Consider the following 20493-nt stretch of genomic DNA (forward strand, 5'->3'; position numbering starts at 1 on the left):
ACCCCTGCCCCGGCCTCAACCGACATAAAAAAACCCGCCCTTTGCAGGACGGGTCAGTCGGGGGAGGAGAGAGTGGATCAGTAATCCTGGTTCAGCTCGTCCGCGGCAGGGATTTCCCGTTCGCGCCGGGCGATGTAGTCCAGCAGCTCTTCGTTCTTGGCTTCGTCCAGCTTCGGTTCCTGGTATTCGGCCAGCAGTTTCTTGGCGTGAGTCAGCGCACGTTCGGTGATTTCGACGCTGCCCTCGGCCTGCCACTGCTCAATCGAATTATTGTCGAACATGTCGGGCATGAAGAACGCCTGCTGGAAGTTCTCCTGGGTGTGCGGGTGGCCCAGGTAATGGCCGCCGGGGCCAACGTCCGGCACAGCAGAGATCGCCTGGTCAAAGTCATCCCATTTCGGGCCTTCCGCCATCCGGTAGGCCATGGCGCATTGCTCGGCATCGACGATGAATTTGGCGACAGAGCAATGCATGCCCGCCTCGTTCCAGCCTGCAGAGTGCCAGATGTAGTTGGCACCCGCGTGCATGACGGCGGACAGGGTGGTCGCGGATTCGTAGCCGGCCTGCGCGTCGAAGGTCTTGGCGCCGCCCAGAGTGTTGGAGGTCCGCCATGGCACATCGTAATAGCGCGCCATCTGGCCGATCATGAAGTTCATCAGGCTGATCTCAGGCGTGCCCGCCATCGGGGCGCCGGATTTCATGCTGACGGTGGACAGGTAGTGGCCGTAAATCGCCGGGGTGCCCGGGTTGCAGACCTGGGTATAGGCCAGCGCCGACAATGCTTCAGCGTTCAGCTGCGCAACCGAGGCCGCAACCGAGGCCGGGGTGTTGGCGCCGCCCAGAACAAAGGGCGAGCAGAGCACCGGCTGGCGCCGCTTGCCAAAGGCCCGCATGGCGCCCAGCATGGTTTCGTCCCAAACCAGCGGCGAGTTGCCGTTGCAGTTGCCGGTGGTGACAGGGTTGTTCATGATGAAATCTTCGCCGAACAGTATGGCACACATATCCATCACGTCCTCGGCGTTCTTGGGGCTGGTGGTCATGCCCATGAACGTCTTGTCCGAATACTTCATCGACGAATAGGTGATGCGCAGGTGACGCTGGCTGATCGGGTGGTCGTAAGGCTCAACGATGTGGTGCGCCGAGGAGTGCATGGCCGGCATCATATGCGCCAGCTTGTGGAACATCGCCAGATCTTCCAGCAGCGGGTTGCGGCGCACGTCCTCCAGATCGCGCAGGAACGGCGCGCCGGTCATCGGCACAAAGATCGAATGCTTGCCGCCCAGATGCACGTTCTTTTTCGGGTCGCGCGCGTGGTAGGTGAAATCGCTCGGAATGGTCTTGATCAGCTCGCGCACCAGTCCGCGATCGAGGTAGACAAGCTCGCCGTCGACCTTGGCACCAGCGCGTTTCCAGTCTTCCAGCGCGATTGGGTCACGGAACTGAACGCCGACATTCTCCAGAATGTCCATCGACGCATTGTCGATCTTCTCGACCTGGCTTGCATCCATCACCTCGCAGAGGGGGATATTGCGGGTGAGCCCGGGGAGCATGTCGAATTTCGGCGCAGTGCGCAGGGCGCGGCGGGCGTGGCGGCCGCCGGAACGCGAGCGGGTCGCGGTGGCTTGCTCAGTCATGGCAGTGTTCTCCTTTGACGGAGAGTTTGGCGATGGCGGCGCGGTTTGACGTGCAGGATTCCGAAATCCGCTTGCAAAAACCGACACTCCGTTTGCTGGAACCGTCCCGGCTTTGCCGGTCAGCGGAATCCCGGTCCTGGCAAGGACTTCGAAACACTGTATTAGAGCCTAAACATGCATTTTTCCCGGAGAACTTTGAGCCTGCGCGACTCGGCTAACAGCCTTTATTTGCGCATCATGCACACTGCCGGGAAAAATTACCCACAGGTCTACTCTTCTTGGAGATTTACAGTAAACCACTTGTTATTCAGTAACTTACGCTGTTTCTAGCAGCCAATTCCTGTGCTTGCCGGCAAACTGGACACCCGGCTTGCAACCTGTAAATGAAGGAATCTATTGCACAACTGCGTTCGCATTGCGTATAGAAACGATAAATAAAGCGCTGACGCAAAACAGCGTTACTATCGAGAGGGCAGCAGTTGGCAGTAGCACTCCACATCAATCAGCGAATCCGCGAGAACGCGGAAAACCTCAGTGCGGCCCTTGAAAGCCATATGCTGGCGAGTTTTGCGCCGGACGCAAGGAAGGAATTGCGCCTGTTCAGCGCGGGCGAAGCGGCAGAGATGCTGGGTATTTCACCCAGCTTCCTGCGCAAGCTGCATTTTGACGGCAAATTCCCTGAGGTTCACACCACTCCCGGAGGCAGGCGCCATTATTCGGCAGCCGATCTGCAGGAGATGCGCAAGATCCTGGATGCATCGGCCAAAACGCCGGGCACCTACCTGCGCGGCCGCAGGGAAGGCGACAAGGTGCAGGTGCTGTCGTTCCTGAACTTCAAAGGCGGTTCCGGCAAAACCACCTCGTCCATTCACACCGCGCAGCGGCTGGCCTTGAAAGGCTACCGGGTGCTGGCGGTGGATATCGATCCGCAGGCTTCGCTGACGACGCTTTTCGGCTACCGGCCTGAGGTCGATTTCCTCGAAACAGGGACGATTTATGACGCAATCCGCTATGATGATCCCCTGCCCCTGCGTCAGATCATCCAGCAGACCTATTTCGCAAACCTGGACCTGGCGCCCGGCGGGCTGATTCTGCAGGAATTCGAGCACGAAACGCCTCAGGCGCTCCTGAACAACGTGCAGCCTGCGTTCTTCTCGCGCATGGCCGCCGCACTGGAGGAGGTCGAACAGGATTACGACGTGATCATCTTCGACTGCCCGCCGCAGCTGGGCTATCTGACGATGTCGGCGCTTTGCGCATCTACCGGCGTGGTGATTACCGTTGTACCCAACATGCTGGATATCGCCTCGATGTCGCAATTCCTGCAGATGAGTGCCGAATTGCTTGATGTAGTGTCTAATGCGGGGGCTTCGCTGGAGTTTGATTTCCTGCGTTTCCTGATCAACCGATACGAGCCGAATGACGGGCCGCAGCAACAAGTGGTTGCATTCATGCGGCAATTGTTCGGGGAAGAAGTGATGGTCGCGCCAATGCTGAAATCCACCGCGATTTCCGACGCGGGCCTCACCCAGCAGACCGTTTACGAGGTAGAAAGGTCCCAGTTTCACAGGTCGACCTATGACCGTGCAGTGGATTCCCTCAATCAGGTGAACGATGAAATAGAGTCGCTCCTTCAACAGGCATGGAGGCGTTGATGGCACGCAAAGGCATCCTGAGCACAGCTCTGAACCCGCAAACTCCGGCAGCACCGGCGGCAAAACCCAAGATGATGCCGCGCGGTGCAGTCGGAGCCCTGCAGTCTTCGCTCAGCAAGCTGCAAGAAAGCGCGGTGCAGGAGGTGGATACCTCCCTGATTGACGATGCGGGTTATGAAGACCGCTTGGGGCTCGACAGCGCCGCGTTGAACCAGCTGATGGAGAGCCTGCAGACCTATGGTCAGCAGGTTCCGGTGCTTTTGCGCCCCCACCCCAAGGCGCCCGGACGGTATGAGATCGTTTACGGCCGCCGCCGCCTGCGTGCGCTGCGGGAGCTGGGCCTGCCGGTGAAGGCGATGGTCCGTCAGTTGGACGACCATGCGCTGGTGATGGCGCAGGGCCAGGAAAACACCTCGCGTCAGGACCTGAGTTTCATCGAGAAGGCCTCTTTTGCGGCGCAGCTGCAATCGGATGGCTATGAACGGCAGACAATCGCTGCGGCTTTGTCGATCGACCTTCCGATGGTGTCGCGGATGCTGAAGGTGGGCAATGCCTTCGAACTGCCGCTGCTGCGGCTGATCGGATCGGCCCCCAGCATCGGCCGCGAGCGCTGGATGGCGCTGGTTAAGCTGTTCGAGGACGCAGAGGCCAAATCCCGCGCGCTTGCTGCAACAAATACGCCGGATTTCCAGTCTAACGACTCTGATGGACGGTTCGAGGCGGTGCTTCAGGCCGCGCAGAACGCCGCAAAGGCGGCCAGACAGGCCCCTGCCCCGGCGAAATCACGCAGTCTGCAGGGCAGCAACGGCACCTCGGTGGCGGGTATCAAGTCCACCGCCAAAGGCATCACTTTGACTATCTCCGCCAAGGACGCGCCCGGGTTCGACACCTGGTTCGACGCCAACGCAGAGAGGATCATGAGCGAACTTCACGGCCGCTGGCAGCAAGACCAGCCTGAGCAGCCGGAAGACTAAGGAAGAGCAGAGAAAACAGGACAGGAGGCACGAAGCCCGGACAAAAGAAAAGCCCCCCAGGACATTACATCCCAGAAGGCCGTTCTCAGATTTAGCACCTTTGGAATAGCCTCTCAGACTCGTCACTGTCAACTCCATGCGCCGCATGGGGGCGGGTATTTTTTGTCTTTCGTGAAAAAAATGATGGAACATGCGTCCCAAATCGCGTTTGGGCGGATGGATCAGTGCGGCCAGCTGGCAGGTACCCATGACAAATGGGACCTTCTGGCTGCGCTCACCCATGCCGCCGAGGAATTCGGACTGAGCCACCGCACGCTGGGCGTGCTGAAGGCACTGATGACATTCTTCCCGGAACGGGAAATCCCGGCTGAACCAGATAGCGCTGTTGTTTTCCCTTCCAACCGCAAACTGGCAGAGCGGTTGAATGGGATGCCTGAAAGCACCCTGCGGCGTCATTTGGCAAGCCTCACAGGGATCGGCATTGTCAGCCGCAAGAACAGCCCCAACCGCAAGCGCTATGCCCGCCGGACAGGCGGGGATTGTCAGCTGGCTTTTGGGTTCGACCTTTCTCCCCTCGCCCGCCATGCCGGTCAGATCTTTGACGCGGCACTGGCGGCGAAATCCCAAGCCGAACACCTTGCCGTCCTTCGGGACAAGGTAGCCGTACTGCGCCAGAAACTGATCGAAGCAGCACCGGAACAGGCCGTTGAACTGGTCGAGGCTGTCCGTAAATTGCTGCGCCGCAAACCCTGCGAAGACAATCTTGCCCAGGCAGAAGAAGCCCTCCGCAAGGAGATCTCTGCTTTGCCGGAGAGCGGGGAACCTCCCTGCCCTGCCCTTTCTGCAACTGGAATGAGCGGCAGCTGCAACCAAAATGAGCGGCACATACAGGATTCAGATAAATCTGTTTTTGACTCTGAAACGCACGCAACAGCTGACAAAAAAAACAACGGCAAAGAAAACCAGCCAGAGAACTCTATGCCTGGGAATGACCTCAGGCAGGTGCAAAGGGCGTGCCAGGAGTTCCAAAACTTTTTCCCAGGTCAACTTCGCAACTGGCAGGATGCTGATCATGTCGCCGAGAGGCTGTCGCCAATGATGGGCATCGACATGCCGGTTCTGAGCGACGCACGCGCTGCTATGGGCCGCAAGCAGGCTGCCGTTGCGGTTCTCTGCATGCTGGAGAAGATGGGTTCCATTCGCAGTCCCGGAGCTTATCTGCGGCGTCTGGCACAGAAGGCCCGGGTTGGGCAGTTTTCAACGGCTCCTATGGTGAACGCATTGTTGCATGGAAACAGCTCAGTCCAACCAACTTGCTAGTGGATCAGGTTCGGAGAGAAAATCTGCCGTTCGTATCTCGGTGCCTTGGTCCCGTTTGAGTGGCCAAGACCCAGCCTTGTGGCCGCTTGCTGAGGTGAGAGTTGTCAGCGGACAATTTTTCCGGTGCATCGACAGTAAAGCGTTTTTAAGGGCGAAAATTGCTTGTTTCAGGTTTCCACCCGGCTGGATTGTCAGCTGACAATTGCCTTTGCCAGCATGGTTAGTTCGGAACAACAATGACCAGCTTGGGCACAGCTGTTGTTTGACTCATCCTCTAGGGGGGGATAGCTCAATTGCATGACACACACACATGAATGCCACCCGAAAATTGCCGCACGGCTGAAACGCGCCAATGGCCACCTGGCAAAAGTGATCGCAATGATCGAACAGGAAAAACCCTGCCTGGACATCGCGCAGCAGCTGCAGGCCGTCGAAAGCGCCGTCACCAATGCAAAACGCGCGCTGATCCATGATCACATCGATCACTGCCTAGTTCCCGGCAATGACTATGAAGGCGGCCAGGAAATGCTGGCCGACCTGAAGTCCATCAGCAGGTATCTCTAGCCCATGTTTGCTATCTTACAAAACCGGACCTACCGGCATCTCTTCCTTGCGCAGATCGTGGCTCTAAGCGGCACTGGTCTGGCAACTGTTGCGCTTGGCTTGCTGGCCTATGACCTCGCCGGAGACCGTGCCGGTCTGGTGCTGGGGACTGCACTGACAATCAAGATGGTGGCCTATGTTGCCGTCGCACCGGTAGCGGCAGCCTTTGCCGAACGCGTCAACCGGCGGCGCATGCTGATCAGGCTGGATCTCGTGCGGATGGGGGTGGCCATTTGCCTGCCGTTCGTCTCGGAGGTCTGGCAGGTTTACGTGCTGATCTTCGTGCTGCAATCGGCCTCGGCTGGCTTCACCCCCGCGTTCCAGGCCTCAATCCCGGACGTTCTGCCGGATCAGAAGGAATACACCCAGGCGCTGTCGCTGTCGCGGCTGGCCTATGATCTGGAGAGCCTGATCAGTCCGATGCTGGCAGCAGCCTTGCTGACGCTGGTGACGTTTGACAATCTTTTCTGGGGCACGGCCTTTGGCTTTGCAGCTTCGGCGCTTTTGCTGCTGTCTATCAGCCTGCCGTCTCCGGCACCCAAGGAGCCGCGGCCGATCTATGAGCGCACCACGCGCGGCATCCGCAACTACCTGCGGACACCGCGATTGCGCGGCCTGCTGTCGCTGAGCTGGATTGTGGCCGCCATCAGCGCGATGGTCATCGTCAATACGGTGGTCATTGTGCGCGCAGACTTGGGGCTGTCAGAGAGCGCGGTTGCGGTGGCTCTGGGCGCCTTTGGCGGCGGGTCGATGGTGGCCGCCTTTCTGCTGCCGCGGCTGCTGGAGCGAGTCACTGACCGGCGTTTGATGATCTCGGGCGGGGTGCTGGGCATTTCGGTCTTTGCCGTTCTTGGTGCAGCTGGGCTTGCTGGCGCGCTGTCATTGCCGGTTCTGCTGACTGGGTGGTTCCTGACCGGGTTCGCCTACAGCGTCATTCAAACCCCCTCCGGGCGGCTTCTGACACGCTCCGCGCATCCTGAGGACAGGCCGGCCGTCTTTGCCGCGCAGTTCACGCTGTCGCATGCCTGCTGGCTTCTGTTCTATCCGTTGTCAGCTGCCCTGACAGCTGCTTTTGGGGCAGGGGCTGCGATGCTGATCCTGGCTTTGATGTCGGCGGGCGGCCTTGCTGCGGCAATCCGGCTTTGGCCGCTGAACAGCTCAGTCCCGGTTGAACACACCCACGATGATCTGCCCCCGGACCACCCGCATCTGCAGGACGGGCATCCTCATGCGCATCCGATCATTATTGACGATTTGCATCCGGCTGTTCCCAAGACCCGATTGGGATAGGCAAGCATACCGGGTCTGGGGGGAGCAACCAGACCTCGTGCGCAACTTCTTTTCACTTTATGACTAGACATAATATCCAAATCCCGTAGTTTATTGCCAGAGAGGCAACCAAGGGACTCGGGGAATCCGTGACAGGGAATTATGTTCTGACCGGCGCGCGGCTGGCCACTATGGCCGGGACAGACGTGCCTTATGGCTTGATCGAGGACGGCGCGGTTGCCGTTTCGGACAGTAAAATCGCCTGGGCCGGCCCGCATGCGGAATTGCCAGCTGACAATTCCGCTTGGGAGCAGCGCGACCTCGGCGGACGTCTGGTGACACCGGGATTCATCGACTGCCACACCCATATCGTTTTTGGCGGCAACCGTGCGATGGAGTTCGAAATGCGCCTGAATGGCGCGTCGTACGAGGAAGTTGCCAGGGCAGGGGGCGGCATTGTTTCGACCATGTCGGCAACCCGTGCAGCCTCGCTGGAGGAGCTGGTGCAGGATGCGCTGCCGCGGCTGGACACGCTGATTGCCGAAGGTGTCACCGCGGTGGAGGTGAAGTCCGGCTACGGACTGGACCGCGAGACCGAGCTGAACATGCTGCGCGCTGCCCGCCGTCTGGGCGAGCTGCGCCCGGTGGCGGTGAAGACCACCTTCCTTGGCGCCCATGCCACGCCTGCCGAATACAAGGGCCGTGACGACGAATATATCGATGAGGTTTGCATTCCTGCCTTGCACGCCGCCCACGCCGAGGGCCTGGTGGACGCGGTCGATGGCTTCTGTGAGAACATTGCGTTTTCACCCGAACAGATCGAGCGGGTGTTCAAGGTGGCGCAGGAGCTGGGTCTGCCGGTGAAACTGCATGCCGAGCAGCTGAGCCATCAGGGCGGTACTGCTATGGCCGCGCAATACAGTGCGTTGTCAGTCGACCATGTGGAGTACGCGACCGAAGAGGACGCCAAGGCGATGGCAGCCTCCGGTTCGGTTGCGGTGATCCTGCCCGGCGCCTTCTACACAATCCGTGAAACCCAGGCGCCGCCGATTGAGCATTTCCGCACCCACGGCGTGCCGATGGCGCTGGCGACCGACTGCAACCCGGGCTCTTCGCCGCTGACATCCCTGCTGCTGACGATGAACATGGGCTGCACCCTGTTCCGGATGACGCCGGAGGAGGCGCTGGCAGGCGTCACACGCAATGCCGCCCGCGCGCTGGGGCTGACGGACCGTGGACAGATTTCCGCTGGTATGAGGGCAGATCTGGCTGTCTGGGATGTGCAGACACCTGGCGAGCTGGCCTACCGCATCGGCTTCAATCCCCTTCACTCCCGTATCTATGAGGGCAACCAATGATCGAGATGATCCCCGGCACGGTGACGCTAGCCACGCTGGAAGATATCTACCGCAATCTGATTCCGGCCAAGCTGGATGCTTCGGCTCGTGAGCCGGTCGAGGCCGCGGCGCAAATGGTGGCCGAGGCCGCCGCAGGCGAGGCGGCGGTCTATGGCATCAACACCGGTTTCGGCAAGCTGGCCTCCACCAAGATCGCACCGGATGACACGGCTACCCTGCAGCGCAACCTGATCCTCAGCCATTGCTGCGGGGTCGGAGAGGCGCTGCCGGAGGACAAGACCCGGCTGATGATGACGCTGAAGCTCTTGTCCATGGGCCGCGGCGCCTCGGGGGTGCGCTGGCTGGTGATTGAGCAGATCGAGAAGATGCTGGCGCATGGCGTGATCCCGGTGATCCCGTCGCAGGGCTCTGTCGGGGCCTCTGGCGATCTGGCACCGCTGGCGCATATGGCGGCGGCGATGATCGGGGCAGGGGAGGCGACCTTCGAAGGCACCCGTATGTCCAGCGCCGAAGCGCTGAAAAAGGCCGGATTAGAGCCTATTGTGCTGGGGCCAAAGGAAGGCTTGGGGCTGATCAATGGCACCCAGTTCTCGACCGCCTGCGCGCTGGCGGGGCTGTTTGATGCCTGGCGCATGGCCGAGGCCTCGATGACCATTGCGGCGCTGACCACCGACGCCATCATGGGCTCCACTGCACCGCTGGTTGCCGACATCCACACTCTGCGCGGTCATGCCGGGCAGATCGACGTGGCGGAACAGATGCGTGGCATCATGGACGGCTCCGAGATCCGCGAGAGCCACCGTGAGGGCGACACACGGGTGCAGGACCCGTACTGCATCCGCTGCCAGCCGCAGGTGGTGGGCGCGGCGCTGGATGTGCTTCGAATGGCTGCGAAGACGCTGGAGATCGAGGCCAACGCCGTCACCGACAACCCGCTGGTTTTGGTGGGTGAGGGGCGCATCGTCTCAGGCGGCAACTTCCATGCGGAATATGTAGGTTTTGCCGCCGACCAGATCGCGCTGGCCGTGGCCGAAATCGGCGCCATTGCGCAGCGCCGGGTGGCGCTGATGGTCGACCCGACCCTCAGCCACGACCTGCCGCCTTTCCTGACACCTGATCCGGGCCTGAATTCGGGCTTTATGATCGCCGAGGTGACCACCGCTGCGTTGATGAGCGAGAACAAGCATCTGGCCAACCCCTGCGTGACCGACTCGACGCCCACGTCGGCGAACCAAGAGGACCACGTGTCGATGGCCGCCCATGGCGCGCTGCGGTTGACCAGGATGAACGCCAACCTCTCGGTGATCCTGGGCGTGGAATTGCTCTGCGCTGCCCAAGGCGTGGAGGCGCGGGCGCCGCTGCAAACCTCGGCGCGCCTCCAGGACGTGCTGGCAATGCTGCGCGAGGATATCCCCTCGCTGGCAGAGGACCGCTATCTGGCGCCTGATATCGAGGCTGCCAGTGCCATGGTCCGTGCGGGCCGTGTCGCTGCCGCTGCAGGCGTGGAGGTCAAGGCATGATCGAAGTCACCCAAGGTTCATCGCCGCTGGTGCTGGGGCTGCCCCACACCGGCACCGATGTGCCGCCGGAGATTTGGGAGTGCCTCAATGAAACCGGCCAGGCGTTGGCGGATACCGACTGGCATATCCATGAATTGTATTCGGAGCTGGTGGAGGAGGTGACAACCGTCCGCACCCCGGTCCACCGTTATGTGATCGACGTGAACCGGGATCCGGCCGGAATCAGTCTCTATCCCGGGCAAAACACCACCACTTTGGTGCCGCTGACCGACTTTGACGGGCAGGCGATCTGGGGCCAGGGGCAGGAGCCGGACGAGGCGGAAATCACCCGCCGCCGCGAGGCCTTTCACGCGCCGTACCACGAGGCTCTGGAGGCGGAACTGGAGCGGGTGAAGGCTATCCATGGATTTGCCATCCTCTATGACTGCCACTCGATCCGCGGCGACATTCCGTTCCTGTTCGAGGGCCGCCTGCCGGACTTCAACACCGGCACCAACTTGGGCACCACTTGCGATCCGGCAATCGAGGCCATGACCGTGGCCCATTGCGAGGCGGCAGAGCGCTATAGCTCTGTCCTCAATGGCCGCTTCAAAGGCGGCTGGACCACCCGCCACTACGGGCGCCCCGCGGAGGGTTATCACGCCATCCAGATGGAACTTGCGCAAGCAACCTACTGCGAAGAGGCGGCGCCCTGGACCTATCTGCCGGAGCGCGCGGACAAACTGCGCACCCATCTCACCCGAATTCTGACTGATCTCAAAAACTGGAGGCCCGCATGAGCGATCCCCGCAAGAACACCCGCGACATCTTCCCGCCCACCGGCCCGGAAATCACCGCCAAGCATTGGGTGACCGAGGCGCCGATGCGGATGATGATGAACAACCTGCATCCCGATGTGGCTGAGAACCCGCATGAGCTGGTGGTTTATGGCGGCATTGGCCGTGCCGCGCGCACCTGGAAGGATTTCGACCTCATCGTCGAGAACCTGAAGAACCTGGAAGAAGACCAGACCCTGATGGTGCAATCGGGCAAGCCGGTCGGCGTGTTCCAGACCCACAAGGATGCGCCGCGGGTGCTGATCGCCAACTCCAACCTGGTGCCGCATTGGGCGAACTGGGACCACTTCAACGAGCTCGATAAGAAGGGCCTGATGATGTACGGCCAGATGACGGCCGGCTCGTGGATCTATATCGGCACGCAAGGGATCGTGCAGGGCACCTATGAGACCTTTGCCGAGGCCGGCCGCCAGCATTACGGCGGCGACCTCAAGGGCAAATGGATCCTGACAGGCGGCCTGGGCGGCATGGGCGGTGCGCAACCTCTGGCCGCTGTATTCGCCGGCGCCTGCTGCCTGGCGGTGGAGTGCAACCCGGATTCGATCGATTTCCGCCTGCGTACCAAATACCTGGACGAGAAGGCGGAAACCCTGGACGAGGCGCTGGAGATGATCGAGCGCTGGACCGCTGCGGGCGAGGCGAAATCCGTGGGCCTTCTGGGCAATGCGGCAGAAATCTTCCCGGAACTGGTGAAGCGCGCCGAAGCAGGCGGCATCCGCCCCGACATCGTGACCGATCAGACCTCCGCCCACGACCCGGTCAACGGCTATCTCCCGCTGGGCTGGACCATGGGCGAATGGAAGGAGCGCCGCGAAACAGACCCTAAAGCGGTCGAAAAGGCCGCCCGTGCCTCGATGAAGGTGCAAGTGGATGCCATGTGCCAGTTCCATGCCATGGGTGTCCCGACGGTCGACTACGGCAACAACATCCGCCAGATGGCGCTGGAAGAGGGGCTGGAGAACGCCTTTGACTTCCCCGGCTTCGTGCCTGCCTACATCCGCCCGCTGTTCTGCAAGGGCATCGGCCCGTTCCGCTGGTGCGCGCTGTCGGGCGACCCGGAGGATATCCGCAAGACCGACGCCAAGATGAAGGAGCTGTTCCCCGAGAACGAGCACCTGCACCGTTGGCTGGATATGGCGCAGGAACGGATTGCCTTCCAGGGCCTGCCTGCACGTATCTGCTGGATCGGCCTGGGCGACCGCCACAAAGCCGGCCTCGCGTTCAACGAAATGGTTCGCAATGGCGAGCTGTCGGCGCCTGTCGTCATTGGCCGCGACCACCTGGACTCGGGCTCGGTGGCCTCGCCGAACCGCGAGACCGAGGCGATGCAGGATGGTTCGGACGCTGTCTCTGACTGGCCGCTGCTGAACGCGTTGCTGAATACCGCTTCCGGCGCGACCTGGGTGTCGCTGCACCACGGCGGCGGCGTCGGCATGGGCTTCTCCCAGCATTCCGGCGTGGTGATCTGCTGTGACGGCACCGAGGACGCAGACCGCCGCATCGGGCGCGTCTTGTGGAACGACCCGGCAACCGGCGTCATGCGCCACGCGGATGCAGGGTATGACATTGCCAAGGATTGCGCCCGGGAGCATGGGCTTAACCTGCCCGGTATCCTGGGCTGAAAGGACGCGGCCGGAACTCGTTTACGGGTTCCGGCTGTCACTGCTCAGATCCGTTCAAGCCTGTAGTCAGGGTAGATGCCGGAAGTGGCGATGAACTTTTGCGGGTCCTGGCCGGCAAGCACCCCGTCACGGGTGACCAATACTGTTTTCCATCCCTGTGCAGATGCGCCCAGAATATCGGTGTGCAGAGTATCCCCGCACATCAGGATGCGCTCCGGTGCGATGTCCGGCAGAGACTGTGCGGCCAGCCTGTAAACCTCAGAATAGGGTTTGCCGAAAAAGCGCACATCCTGCACGCCCTGATCCGCCAGCTGATGGCCGAAAAAGCCCGGCTCAAGGGATAGGCCGCCGCTGCGCGGAGCAACCAGATCAGCGTTGGCAATTACCACGGGGCGCGGCACTTGTTCCAGGCTTGCGGACAGCATGGCCTGTTTCCCAGTGTCCCATTCAGCGCTCGACAGGAACAGGAACCCTTCGGCCTGGCTGTAAGCCGCTGCATCCTGGCCGAGCCGAAGGGCAGGGGAGGGGATATCCTCCAGCCTGTCATCCGGAGCTGCGATCACCCCCCAAAGGCGGTTGTCCAGTTCCTGAAGGGCAGCGTCGCGGCTGGTGATGATCTCGTCCGGCTCTACCGGCATGCCAAGGGTGCGGAACTTCTCTACAGTTTGCGCTTTGCCGTTGCTGGCGGCGTTGGAAAGGATGCGGATGGCGCAGCCAGTTGCGCGCAGCTGGTCCAGACGCTTTGCCGCGCCAGGGATCGGTTTGGTGCCGACGTTCAGAACGCCAAAGGCATCAAAAACAAAGGCGTCCGCCTGATCCCGAATGTCCAGCAGCGACGCAATGGAGGCGGTGCCCGGACGGGTCGTGTTTTCCGGCAGCCTGGTGCGCAGCTCCTCGTAGCGGGCAAAGACGCTTTGAACAGTCTGCATCTCAGCGTTCAGCTTCGGGGAGCCAGTGCAGGCCGCGTTTCAGCAGCAAATGCTGCACGCGGCCGGGGTAGTCAGAGCAGATCACGTCTACGCCGAGATCGATCATGTGTTCGATGTCTCCGGGCTCGTTTACAGTCCAGACCATGGTCGTCAGACCTAGATTCTTGGCCAGCGCCAGCGCGTCTGCGGTGATGTCCCGGTAATAGGGGCACCAGAACTGGCCGTTGGCGGCGGCAACCCGCGCAGGAAGGTCGAGCACGCTGCAGCCGGCCACCGGGTTCACCTCCTTGGAGGAGTCTTCGCCGACATCAGCGGCGTTCTCCGGTAATTGGGTGAGGAAGGACGCCGGCATTTCCGGGGCGAGGCGCTGGCAGTCGGCCAGCAGGTTCCAGTCGAAACTGTGCAATACAGTGCGCAGCTGCATGTCTGCGGCGCGGACGTCGGCCACAACTGCCTCGGCCAGCGCCTGCCGTGCGGCTGTGTCGGCGAGCAGGTCCGGGTCGGATTTGACCTCCAGCAGCAAGTGGACGTTTTGATGCTTCGGCTGCTGCAGCAGTTTCAGCAGTTCCGAAAGCCTGGGGATACGCACGCCGCTGAGAAATGCCTGGTCAGGGAAGCGCTGACCATAGGCACTGTTGCTGTCCAGGCCCCCGGCGTCGTATTGCTGCAGCTCGGCGTAGGTGAGGCCGGAGACCTTGGGCTCTTCTCCCTGCAGCCAGTTTCCATCCCGGTCGCGGATCATCGACCGGGTCAGGCGGTGATTGTGGGTGATCACCACCACCCGGTCACGGGTGGCGGTGACGTCGAGTTCCAGAAGCCCGACGCCGGAGTTGATGGCGAATTCAAAGCCTTCAAGGGTGTTTTCGGGCAGAATGCCACGCGCCCCGCGGTGGCCGGCCAAACGAATAACACCCGATTGCCCGGAGAAAGCGTGGATTTGAGGGTGCTTCATCAGATTTCCAGACGTTTTCCGGAGCCCGTGTCAAATAGATGGGTCAAATCCGGCGAGGCTGAGAAGCGGCGGATGCTGCCAATGCCGTCATGGGCATGACCTGGGACGCTGGCGGTGATGCTGTGCTCTGTGCCGTGCAGGCGGCCGTGGATCAAAGTGTTGGCGCCGAGCTGCTCCAGCATGTCGACTTCAATGGCGATGGGGCCGTTTTCGTCTTCATTCAGATGCTCAGGGCGCAGGCCCAAAGTGGCTGTGCCGGAATGGGCCGAAACGACGGAGAGAGCGCCGCCGCCGGGCAGGGCAGCTTGGCTTCCGCTGACTTCAACGGGCAGAAAGTTCATCGACGGGCTGCCGATAAACCCGGCCACAAACACCGAAGCGGGACGGTCGTAAAGTTCGATCGGGGTGCCGAACTGCTCGACATAGCCACCGTTCAGAACCATCAGCCGGTCGCCAAGGGTCATCGCCTCGACCTGATCGTGGGTCACGTAGATCGAGGTCACCCCCAGCCGCTGCTGCAGCTTGCGGATTTCCAGGCGCATCTGCACCCGGAGCTTCGCGTCGAGGTTTGAGAGCGGCTCGTCAAACAGGAACACCTGCGGGTCGCGCACGATGGCGCGGCCCATGGCCACCCGCTGGCGCTGGCCGCCCGACAGCTGGCGCGGCTTGCGGTCGAGGTACTGTTTGATTTCCAGGATCTCGGCGGCCTCCTCGACGCGGCGGTTGATCTCATCCTTGGGGAGTTTGCGGATCTTCAGGCCATAGGCCATGTTCTGGCGCACCGACATATGCGGATAGAGCGCGTAGTTCTGGAAAACCATGGCAATGTCGCGCGCCGAAGGCTCCAGCTCGTTCACCCGGCGCCCGCCGATGGCAATCTCGCCGGAGGTAACGCTTTCCAGCCCCGCTACCATGCGCAAAAGGGTAGACTTGCCGCAGCCGGAGGGGCCGACGATGACGATGAACTCGCCGTCCTTGATGTCGCCTGCGACATGGTGGAGCACTTCGGTCGGCCCGTAGGATTTCACCAGGTCTGTGAGTTGAATATCAGCCATTTATCGGGCGCCTTACTTATCGGTTTCCGTCAAGCCCTGCACAAAGAGCTTTTGCATTGCGATGACCACAAACACCGGCGGGATCATCGCCAGAAGGGCCGTGGTCATGATGATGTTCCACTGGGGGCTTTGTTCGGCTGCTTCCAGCATCTGCTTGATCGACATCACGATGGTGGTCATCGAAGTGTCGGTGGTGATCAGCAGCGGCCAGAGGTACTGATTCCAGCCGAAAATAAACAGGATCACAAACAGCGCCGCGATATTGGTGCGCGACAGCGGCAGCAGGATGTCGAAGAAGAACCGCAGCGGCCCGGCGCCGTCGATGCGGGCACTCTCCAAGAGTTCGTCCGGCACCGTCAGGAACACCTGGCGGAACATGAAGGTTGCGGTGGCCGAGGCAATCAGAGGGATCGACAGGCCCCAGTAGCTGTTCAGCATGCCAAGGTTCGCGACGACTTCAAACGTTGGCAGAATCCGCACTTCGACCGGCAGCATCAGGGTGATGAAGATCATCCAGAAAAAGCCCATGCGGAAGGGGAACTTGAAATAGACAATGGCAAAGGCCGACAGCAGGGAGATCGCAATCTTGCCGGTCGAGATCATCAGCGCCATCGCCAGCGAGTTCAGCAGCATCAGCCAGACCGGTGCCTGCTCAGTGCCGCTGAGGCCGGAGCCGAACAGGGTTTGCTTCATGTTCTCCAGAAAGTACTCACCGGGCCATAGCGGCAGCGGCGCCTGGTTCATGCGCAGCTCGTCATGGGTGGAGGCGACAAAGGTGATCCACACTGGCAGCGCGATGGCAAAGACGCCAAGGATCAGCACAAGATGGGTGAGGAAGGCGGTGAGGGGGCGGTGTTCGACCATCAGTAAGCCACCTTTCTTTCAACAAAGCGGAACTGGACGACGGTCATGGCGATGACCAGCACCATCAGCACCACCGACTGCGCGGCAGAGCCGCCGAGGTCGAGGCCGACAAAGCCGTCGTTGAACACCTTGTAGACCAGGATGGTGGTGGAGGTGCCGGGGCCGCCTTGGGTCACGGCATGGATGATGCCGAAGGTCTCGAAGAAGGCGTAGACCATGTTGATCACCAGGAGGAAGAAGGTGGTGGGCGAGATCAGCGGGAAGATGATGGTCCAGAACCGCCGCGCCGGGCCTGCGCCGTCGATGGCGGCGGCCTCGATCACCGAATTTGGGATCGACTGCATGGCGGCGAGGTAGAACAGGAAGTTATAGGCGACCTGCTTCCACGCGGCGGCGAGGATCACCAGACCCATGGCCTGGGGGCCGCTCAGGTAGTGGTTCCAGGTGATGCCTGCGAATTCCAGGAAATAGGGGAAGATGCCCAGGGTCGGGTTGAACATGAAAACCCAGAGCGCACCGGCCAAAACCGGCGCAACCGCATAGGGCCAGATCAGCAGGGTGCGGTAGAACATGGCGCCGCGCACCACCCGCTGGGCAAAGCCCGCGAGGATCAGAGCAAAGCCCATCGACAGTGCGGCCACCAGCAGCGAGAACACCGCGGTGCGCTGGAAACTGGCCAGGTAGTGGTGGTCGGTTGCGAGGATCTGGAAATTCTCGAACCAGACAAATTCGGTGCCGAGGCCAAAGGCGTCTTCGATCAGAAAGGACTGATACATCGCCTGGCTGGCGGGCCAGATGAAGAACACCAGCGTGATAAGGATCTGCGGCGCGACCAGCAGGTAGGGCAGCGCCGAGGTTGGGAAATGCACCCGTTTGAGCATGAAAGGCCCCAGTCAGAAAGTAGGCCCTGCCGCCCCGGGGGAGGGGCGGCAGGGCCGGGTCGTCAGGATCGGTTGGCGGTGCGCTCGAACTTGCGCAGCAGGTCGTTGCCGCGCTGAACCGCAGCGTCCAGCGCTTCCTGCGCGGATTTCTCGCCGCTCCACAGGGCTTCCAGCTCTTCGTTGATCACGTCACGGACCTGAACGAAGTTGCCATAGCGCAGGCCGCGGCTGTTGGCGGTCGGTGTGTTCAGGCTCAGCTGTTTGATCGCGGTGTCGGTGCCCGGGTTGCTCTCGTAGAAGCCCTGCTCCTTGGACAGCTCGTAAGCGGCGGTGGTGATCGGCACATAGCCGGTCTCCTGGTGCCACCAGGCCTGAACCTCGGGCGAGGACAGGTAGCTCAGGAACTTGGCAGTGCCTTTGTATTCCGCCTCGTCATGGCCTTCGAGCACCCACAGGGTGGCGCCGCCGATGATCGAGTTTTGCGGCGCGTCGGCCACTTTGGTGTCCAGCGGCAGCATGGACTGGCCGAATGCGAACTCCGCCTGCGAGGAGATCGAGCCGTAGTAGGCCGAGGAGTTCATCCACATGCCGCATTCGCCGTTGGTGAACATCGGCAGGCTGTCGCCGCGGCGGCCGCCGTAGACAAACAGGCCGTCCTTGCCCATGGAGGCGACGTCATCCAGGCGCGCCGCCACGCTGGCGTTGTTGAAGGTCAGTTCGGTGTCGAAACCGGCAAAGCCGTTTTCCTTGGTGCCGGTGGGCAGGTTGTGCCAGGCCGAGAAGTTCTCGATCATCACCCAGGACTGCCAGCCGAAGGAGACACCGCATTTCATGCCGTTGTCGACCAGCTTCTGCGAGGCGGTTTTCACCTCGTCCCAAGTGGTCGGAATATCGGCGCCTGCCGCGTCCAGCGCGTCCTTGTTATACCACAGGACGGGGGTGGAGCTGTTGAAGGGCATCGATAGCAGCTCGCCCTCCGGCGTTTCGTAGTAAGAAACTACCGCGGGCAGGAAAGCGTCGCCGTCAAAGGCTTCGCCTGCGTCGTTCATCAGTTTCTCAACCGGGTAGATGGCGCCTTTGGCGGACATCATGGTGGCGGTGCCGACCTCGAAGACCTGCACAATCTGCGGGTGTTCCTTGGCGCGGAAGGCGGCAATCGCCGCGGTCATGGTCTCGGTGTAGTTGCCCTTGTAGACGGGCACGATTTTGTATGCGTCCTGGGTGGCGTTGAAGTCTTCGGCGATCTTGTTGACGCGTTCGCCGTTGGTGCCGCCCATGGCGTGCCACCACTGAATTTCAGTTTCTGCAAATGCGGTGCTGCCAGCAACGGCCAGAACAGCCGAGGCGCAGAGCAAGGATTTAACGGACATGAGCTTCTCTCCCAAAGTTGGCTCTGCGGATAGCTTTTGGCCTGCTTGAAAAATAATTCAAGCAAAAGTTTTTTGACAAATTTCATAACACGATGTTATGTCGCGCCGTGACTGTCACTTTCAGAAAACGGCTAACCCCTTGAAATTCAAACTCCGCCAGCTCGAGGCCTTTCAGGCTGTCGCCCGCACAGGTTCTGTCACCCGCGCCGCTGAGACGCTGGGGATTTCCCAGCCCGCCGCCAGCCGGCTGCTGTCTGATTTCTCGAAATCCGTCGCAGTGGAGCTGTTCACCCGCAAGGATGGCCTGCTGATTCCCACCTCCGAGGCGCGCTATCTGTTGTCCGAGGTAGGCCGGGTATTCGATAGTCTGAACCACCTGGAGGAACTCAACCGGGACTTGACCGAGCGCACTGCGGGCCACCTGCGCATCGCCTGCCTGCCGGGCTTTGCCACGGCGCTGCTGCCCAAGCTGCTGGCCGGGTTCCTGGAGCACCGTCCCGGGGTGCGGCTGACACTGGAGCCGGACCGGCCGGAGCGGATTCTGGAGTGGATCATCGGCGAGCAGTATGACTGCGGCATCACCGACGGATTTGCGTCGCATCCGGCAGTGGAGAACATCGATGTGCCGGTCCGCAGTGTTTGTGTACTGCCGCAAAATGACCCGCTGGCAGAACAGGATGTTATCACGCCGCACGATTTGCGGGACCGCAAGATCATTCACACCCGCCGCGACAGCCCGTTCTTCCGCCGCCTGCACAAGGCGTTTTCCGAATCCGGGGCGGAATTGAACAGCTGGATCGAGGTGCGGCAGTTCTCGACAGCCTGCATCATCATCAGCCAGGGGCAGGGCGCCTCGGTCGTCAGCGCCCTGGATGCCGAACAGTTCCGCGGCCAGAACATCGCTATCGTGCCCTTCGCGCCAGAGATACACCACCGGCTGTCGATCCTGCGCCCCGTTTCGGGCAGCCGGTCGTTGCTGGCGCTGGATTTCCTGGACGCCTTTGTGGAAAGTCTGGAACCGTTCCGCGCCGATCTGTGACCGGCGCAGCTCTGGCGGTTACCCGTCGCCCTTGTAGTAACCGATCACGTCGTTCTCGGTAGTGGCGCCGAGGCCGTTCAGCAGACGGTTCGAGTAGTTGAAATAGGCGCAGACCTGGTTCACTTCCAGGATCTCGCCATCGTCGCAGCCTGCGATCTTGAGCGCTTCGAAATCGGATTTGACCATCTTGCCCACGTCGGTGGTCAGCTTGCCCGCATAGCGCAGCAGCGCCAGTTCCTTGCCTTCGAACTCGTCTTCGGGGCGGTGCGCCTTGAGCGCGGTGAAAATCCGGTCGCTGCGCGGCTGGTCCTTCAGCAGGTTGCGCACGTTCATGAAGTGATGGGTCAGCGAATAGGTGCAGTCGTTCAGGATCGAGGTGTAGCTGGCGATGACTTCAAGAAACCAGAACGGCAGCTTGTTGTCGTCTGAGTGCAGCACCGAGCGGTAAAGCGTCACATGGCCGTTCATGGTCTCGGGCCGCAAGGAATGCACCCGCATCACCGTGTCGACGGTGCCATGCGGCGTGCGCGCCTTGTCCAGCAGGTCCTTGAGCCGGCCCTCGGCCTGCTCGTCCGGGATCATCTCAATCCATGCGCTCATCTGGGTCTCTCC

General features: G+C 61.3%; 18 protein-coding genes. 10 read left to right on the forward strand and 8 right to left on the reverse strand.

The window, feature by feature from the left end:
- Positions 1-77: 77 nt before the first annotated feature.
- Positions 78-1634, reverse strand: coding sequence for a trimethylamine methyltransferase family protein (locus tag RA20_RS19550; RefSeq protein WP_039132629.1), 1557 nt, complete (start codon positions 1632-1634; stop codon positions 78-80).
- Positions 1635-2113: 479 nt separating this feature from the next.
- On the opposite strand from RA20_RS19550, the gene repA reads away from it, so the two are divergent.
- The 9 genes from repA to hutU all read left to right on the forward strand — a co-directional run bounded on the left by repA (position 2114) and on the right by hutU (position 12791).
- Positions 2114-3289, forward strand: a complete 1176-nt coding sequence (repA, locus tag RA20_RS19555) for a plasmid partitioning protein RepA (protein WP_039132631.1) — start codon at positions 2114-2116, stop codon at positions 3287-3289.
- Positions 3289-4263 carry a plasmid partitioning protein RepB gene (gene repB / locus RA20_RS19560; protein WP_039132633.1) on the forward strand — a complete coding sequence of 325 codons (975 nt, stop codon included), beginning with the start codon at positions 3289-3291 and terminating at the stop codon, positions 4261-4263. The genes repA and repB overlap by 1 nt, the downstream gene beginning before the upstream one ends.
- 171 nt (positions 4264-4434) lie before the next feature.
- The gene (gene repC / locus RA20_RS19565) at positions 4435-5583 is read left to right on the forward strand and encodes a plasmid replication protein RepC (RefSeq protein WP_241482298.1); all 1149 of its coding nucleotides are present in this window, start codon (positions 4435-4437) and stop codon (positions 5581-5583) included.
- A gap of 297 nt (positions 5584-5880) precedes the next feature.
- Positions 5881-6147, forward strand: coding sequence for a metal-sensing transcriptional repressor (locus RA20_RS19570; RefSeq protein ID WP_039132635.1), 267 nt, complete (start codon positions 5881-5883; stop codon positions 6145-6147).
- A 3-nt stretch (positions 6148-6150) separates the two neighbouring features.
- Positions 6151-7476 (forward strand): MFS transporter, encoded by a 1326-nt coding sequence (locus RA20_RS19575; RefSeq protein WP_039132637.1) that lies wholly within the window; start codon positions 6151-6153, stop codon positions 7474-7476.
- A 128-nt stretch (positions 7477-7604) separates the two neighbouring features.
- Positions 7605-8813, forward strand: coding sequence for an imidazolonepropionase (gene hutI, locus RA20_RS19580; RefSeq protein ID WP_039132639.1), 1209 nt, complete (start codon positions 7605-7607; stop codon positions 8811-8813).
- Complete coding sequence (gene hutH, locus RA20_RS19585; RefSeq protein ID WP_039132641.1) at positions 8810-10333, forward strand: histidine ammonia-lyase; 1524 nt, start codon at positions 8810-8812, stop codon at positions 10331-10333. Before hutI ends, hutH begins: the two co-directional genes overlap by 4 nt.
- Positions 10330-11112 carry an N-formylglutamate deformylase gene (hutG, locus tag RA20_RS19590; RefSeq protein WP_039132643.1) on the forward strand — a complete coding sequence of 261 codons (783 nt, stop codon included), beginning with the start codon at positions 10330-10332 and terminating at the stop codon, positions 11110-11112. The genes hutH and hutG overlap by 4 nt, the downstream gene beginning before the upstream one ends.
- The gene (hutU, locus tag RA20_RS19595; protein ID WP_039132645.1) at positions 11109-12791 is read left to right on the forward strand and encodes a urocanate hydratase; all 1683 of its coding nucleotides are present in this window, start codon (positions 11109-11111) and stop codon (positions 12789-12791) included. Before hutG ends, hutU begins: the two co-directional genes overlap by 4 nt.
- 44 nt (positions 12792-12835) lie before the next feature.
- Here the strand turns inward: hutU and RA20_RS19600 are convergent, their stop codons facing one another.
- The 6 genes from RA20_RS19600 to ugpB all read right to left on the reverse strand — a co-directional run bounded on the left by RA20_RS19600 (position 12836) and on the right by ugpB (position 18842).
- Complete coding sequence (locus RA20_RS19600; protein ID WP_039132647.1) at positions 12836-13720, reverse strand: HAD-IIA family hydrolase; 885 nt, start codon at positions 13718-13720, stop codon at positions 12836-12838.
- Position 13721: 1 nt separating this feature from the next.
- Positions 13722-14672 carry a glycerophosphodiester phosphodiesterase family protein gene (locus tag RA20_RS19605; protein ID WP_039132649.1) on the reverse strand — a complete coding sequence of 317 codons (951 nt, stop codon included), beginning with the start codon at positions 14670-14672 and terminating at the stop codon, positions 13722-13724.
- Positions 14672-15727: a sn-glycerol-3-phosphate import ATP-binding protein UgpC gene (locus RA20_RS19610; RefSeq protein WP_039132651.1), complete on the reverse strand. Its 1056-nt coding sequence runs from the start codon at positions 15725-15727 to the stop codon at positions 14672-14674. Before RA20_RS19610 ends, RA20_RS19605 begins: the two co-directional genes overlap by 1 nt.
- Before the next feature lie 12 nt (positions 15728-15739).
- On the reverse strand, positions 15740-16591 hold the full coding sequence (ugpE, locus tag RA20_RS19615; protein ID WP_039132653.1) for a sn-glycerol-3-phosphate ABC transporter permease UgpE: 852 nt from the start codon (positions 16589-16591) through the stop codon (positions 15740-15742).
- Entirely contained in the window at positions 16591-17472 is an 882-nt protein-coding gene (gene ugpA, locus RA20_RS19620) for a sn-glycerol-3-phosphate ABC transporter permease UgpA (RefSeq protein WP_039132655.1), read from the reverse strand. Before ugpA ends, ugpE begins: the two co-directional genes overlap by 1 nt.
- 62 nt (positions 17473-17534) lie before the next feature.
- Positions 17535-18842, reverse strand: coding sequence for a sn-glycerol-3-phosphate ABC transporter substrate-binding protein UgpB (ugpB, locus tag RA20_RS19625; RefSeq protein WP_039132657.1), 1308 nt, complete (start codon positions 18840-18842; stop codon positions 17535-17537).
- Positions 18843-18981: 139 nt separating this feature from the next.
- On the opposite strand from ugpB, the gene RA20_RS19630 reads away from it, so the two are divergent.
- On the forward strand, positions 18982-19881 hold the full coding sequence (locus RA20_RS19630; protein WP_039132659.1) for a LysR substrate-binding domain-containing protein: 900 nt from the start codon (positions 18982-18984) through the stop codon (positions 19879-19881).
- Positions 19882-19899: 18 nt separating this feature from the next.
- Here the strand turns inward: RA20_RS19630 and RA20_RS19635 are convergent, their stop codons facing one another.
- Positions 19900-20481 (reverse strand): carboxymuconolactone decarboxylase family protein, encoded by a 582-nt coding sequence (locus RA20_RS19635; RefSeq protein ID WP_039132661.1) that lies wholly within the window; start codon positions 20479-20481, stop codon positions 19900-19902.
- Positions 20482-20493 lie beyond the last annotated feature (12 nt).

Source organism: Leisingera sp. ANG-Vp (assembly GCF_000813725.1).
Lineage (GTDB): Bacteria > Pseudomonadota > Alphaproteobacteria > Rhodobacterales > Rhodobacteraceae > Leisingera.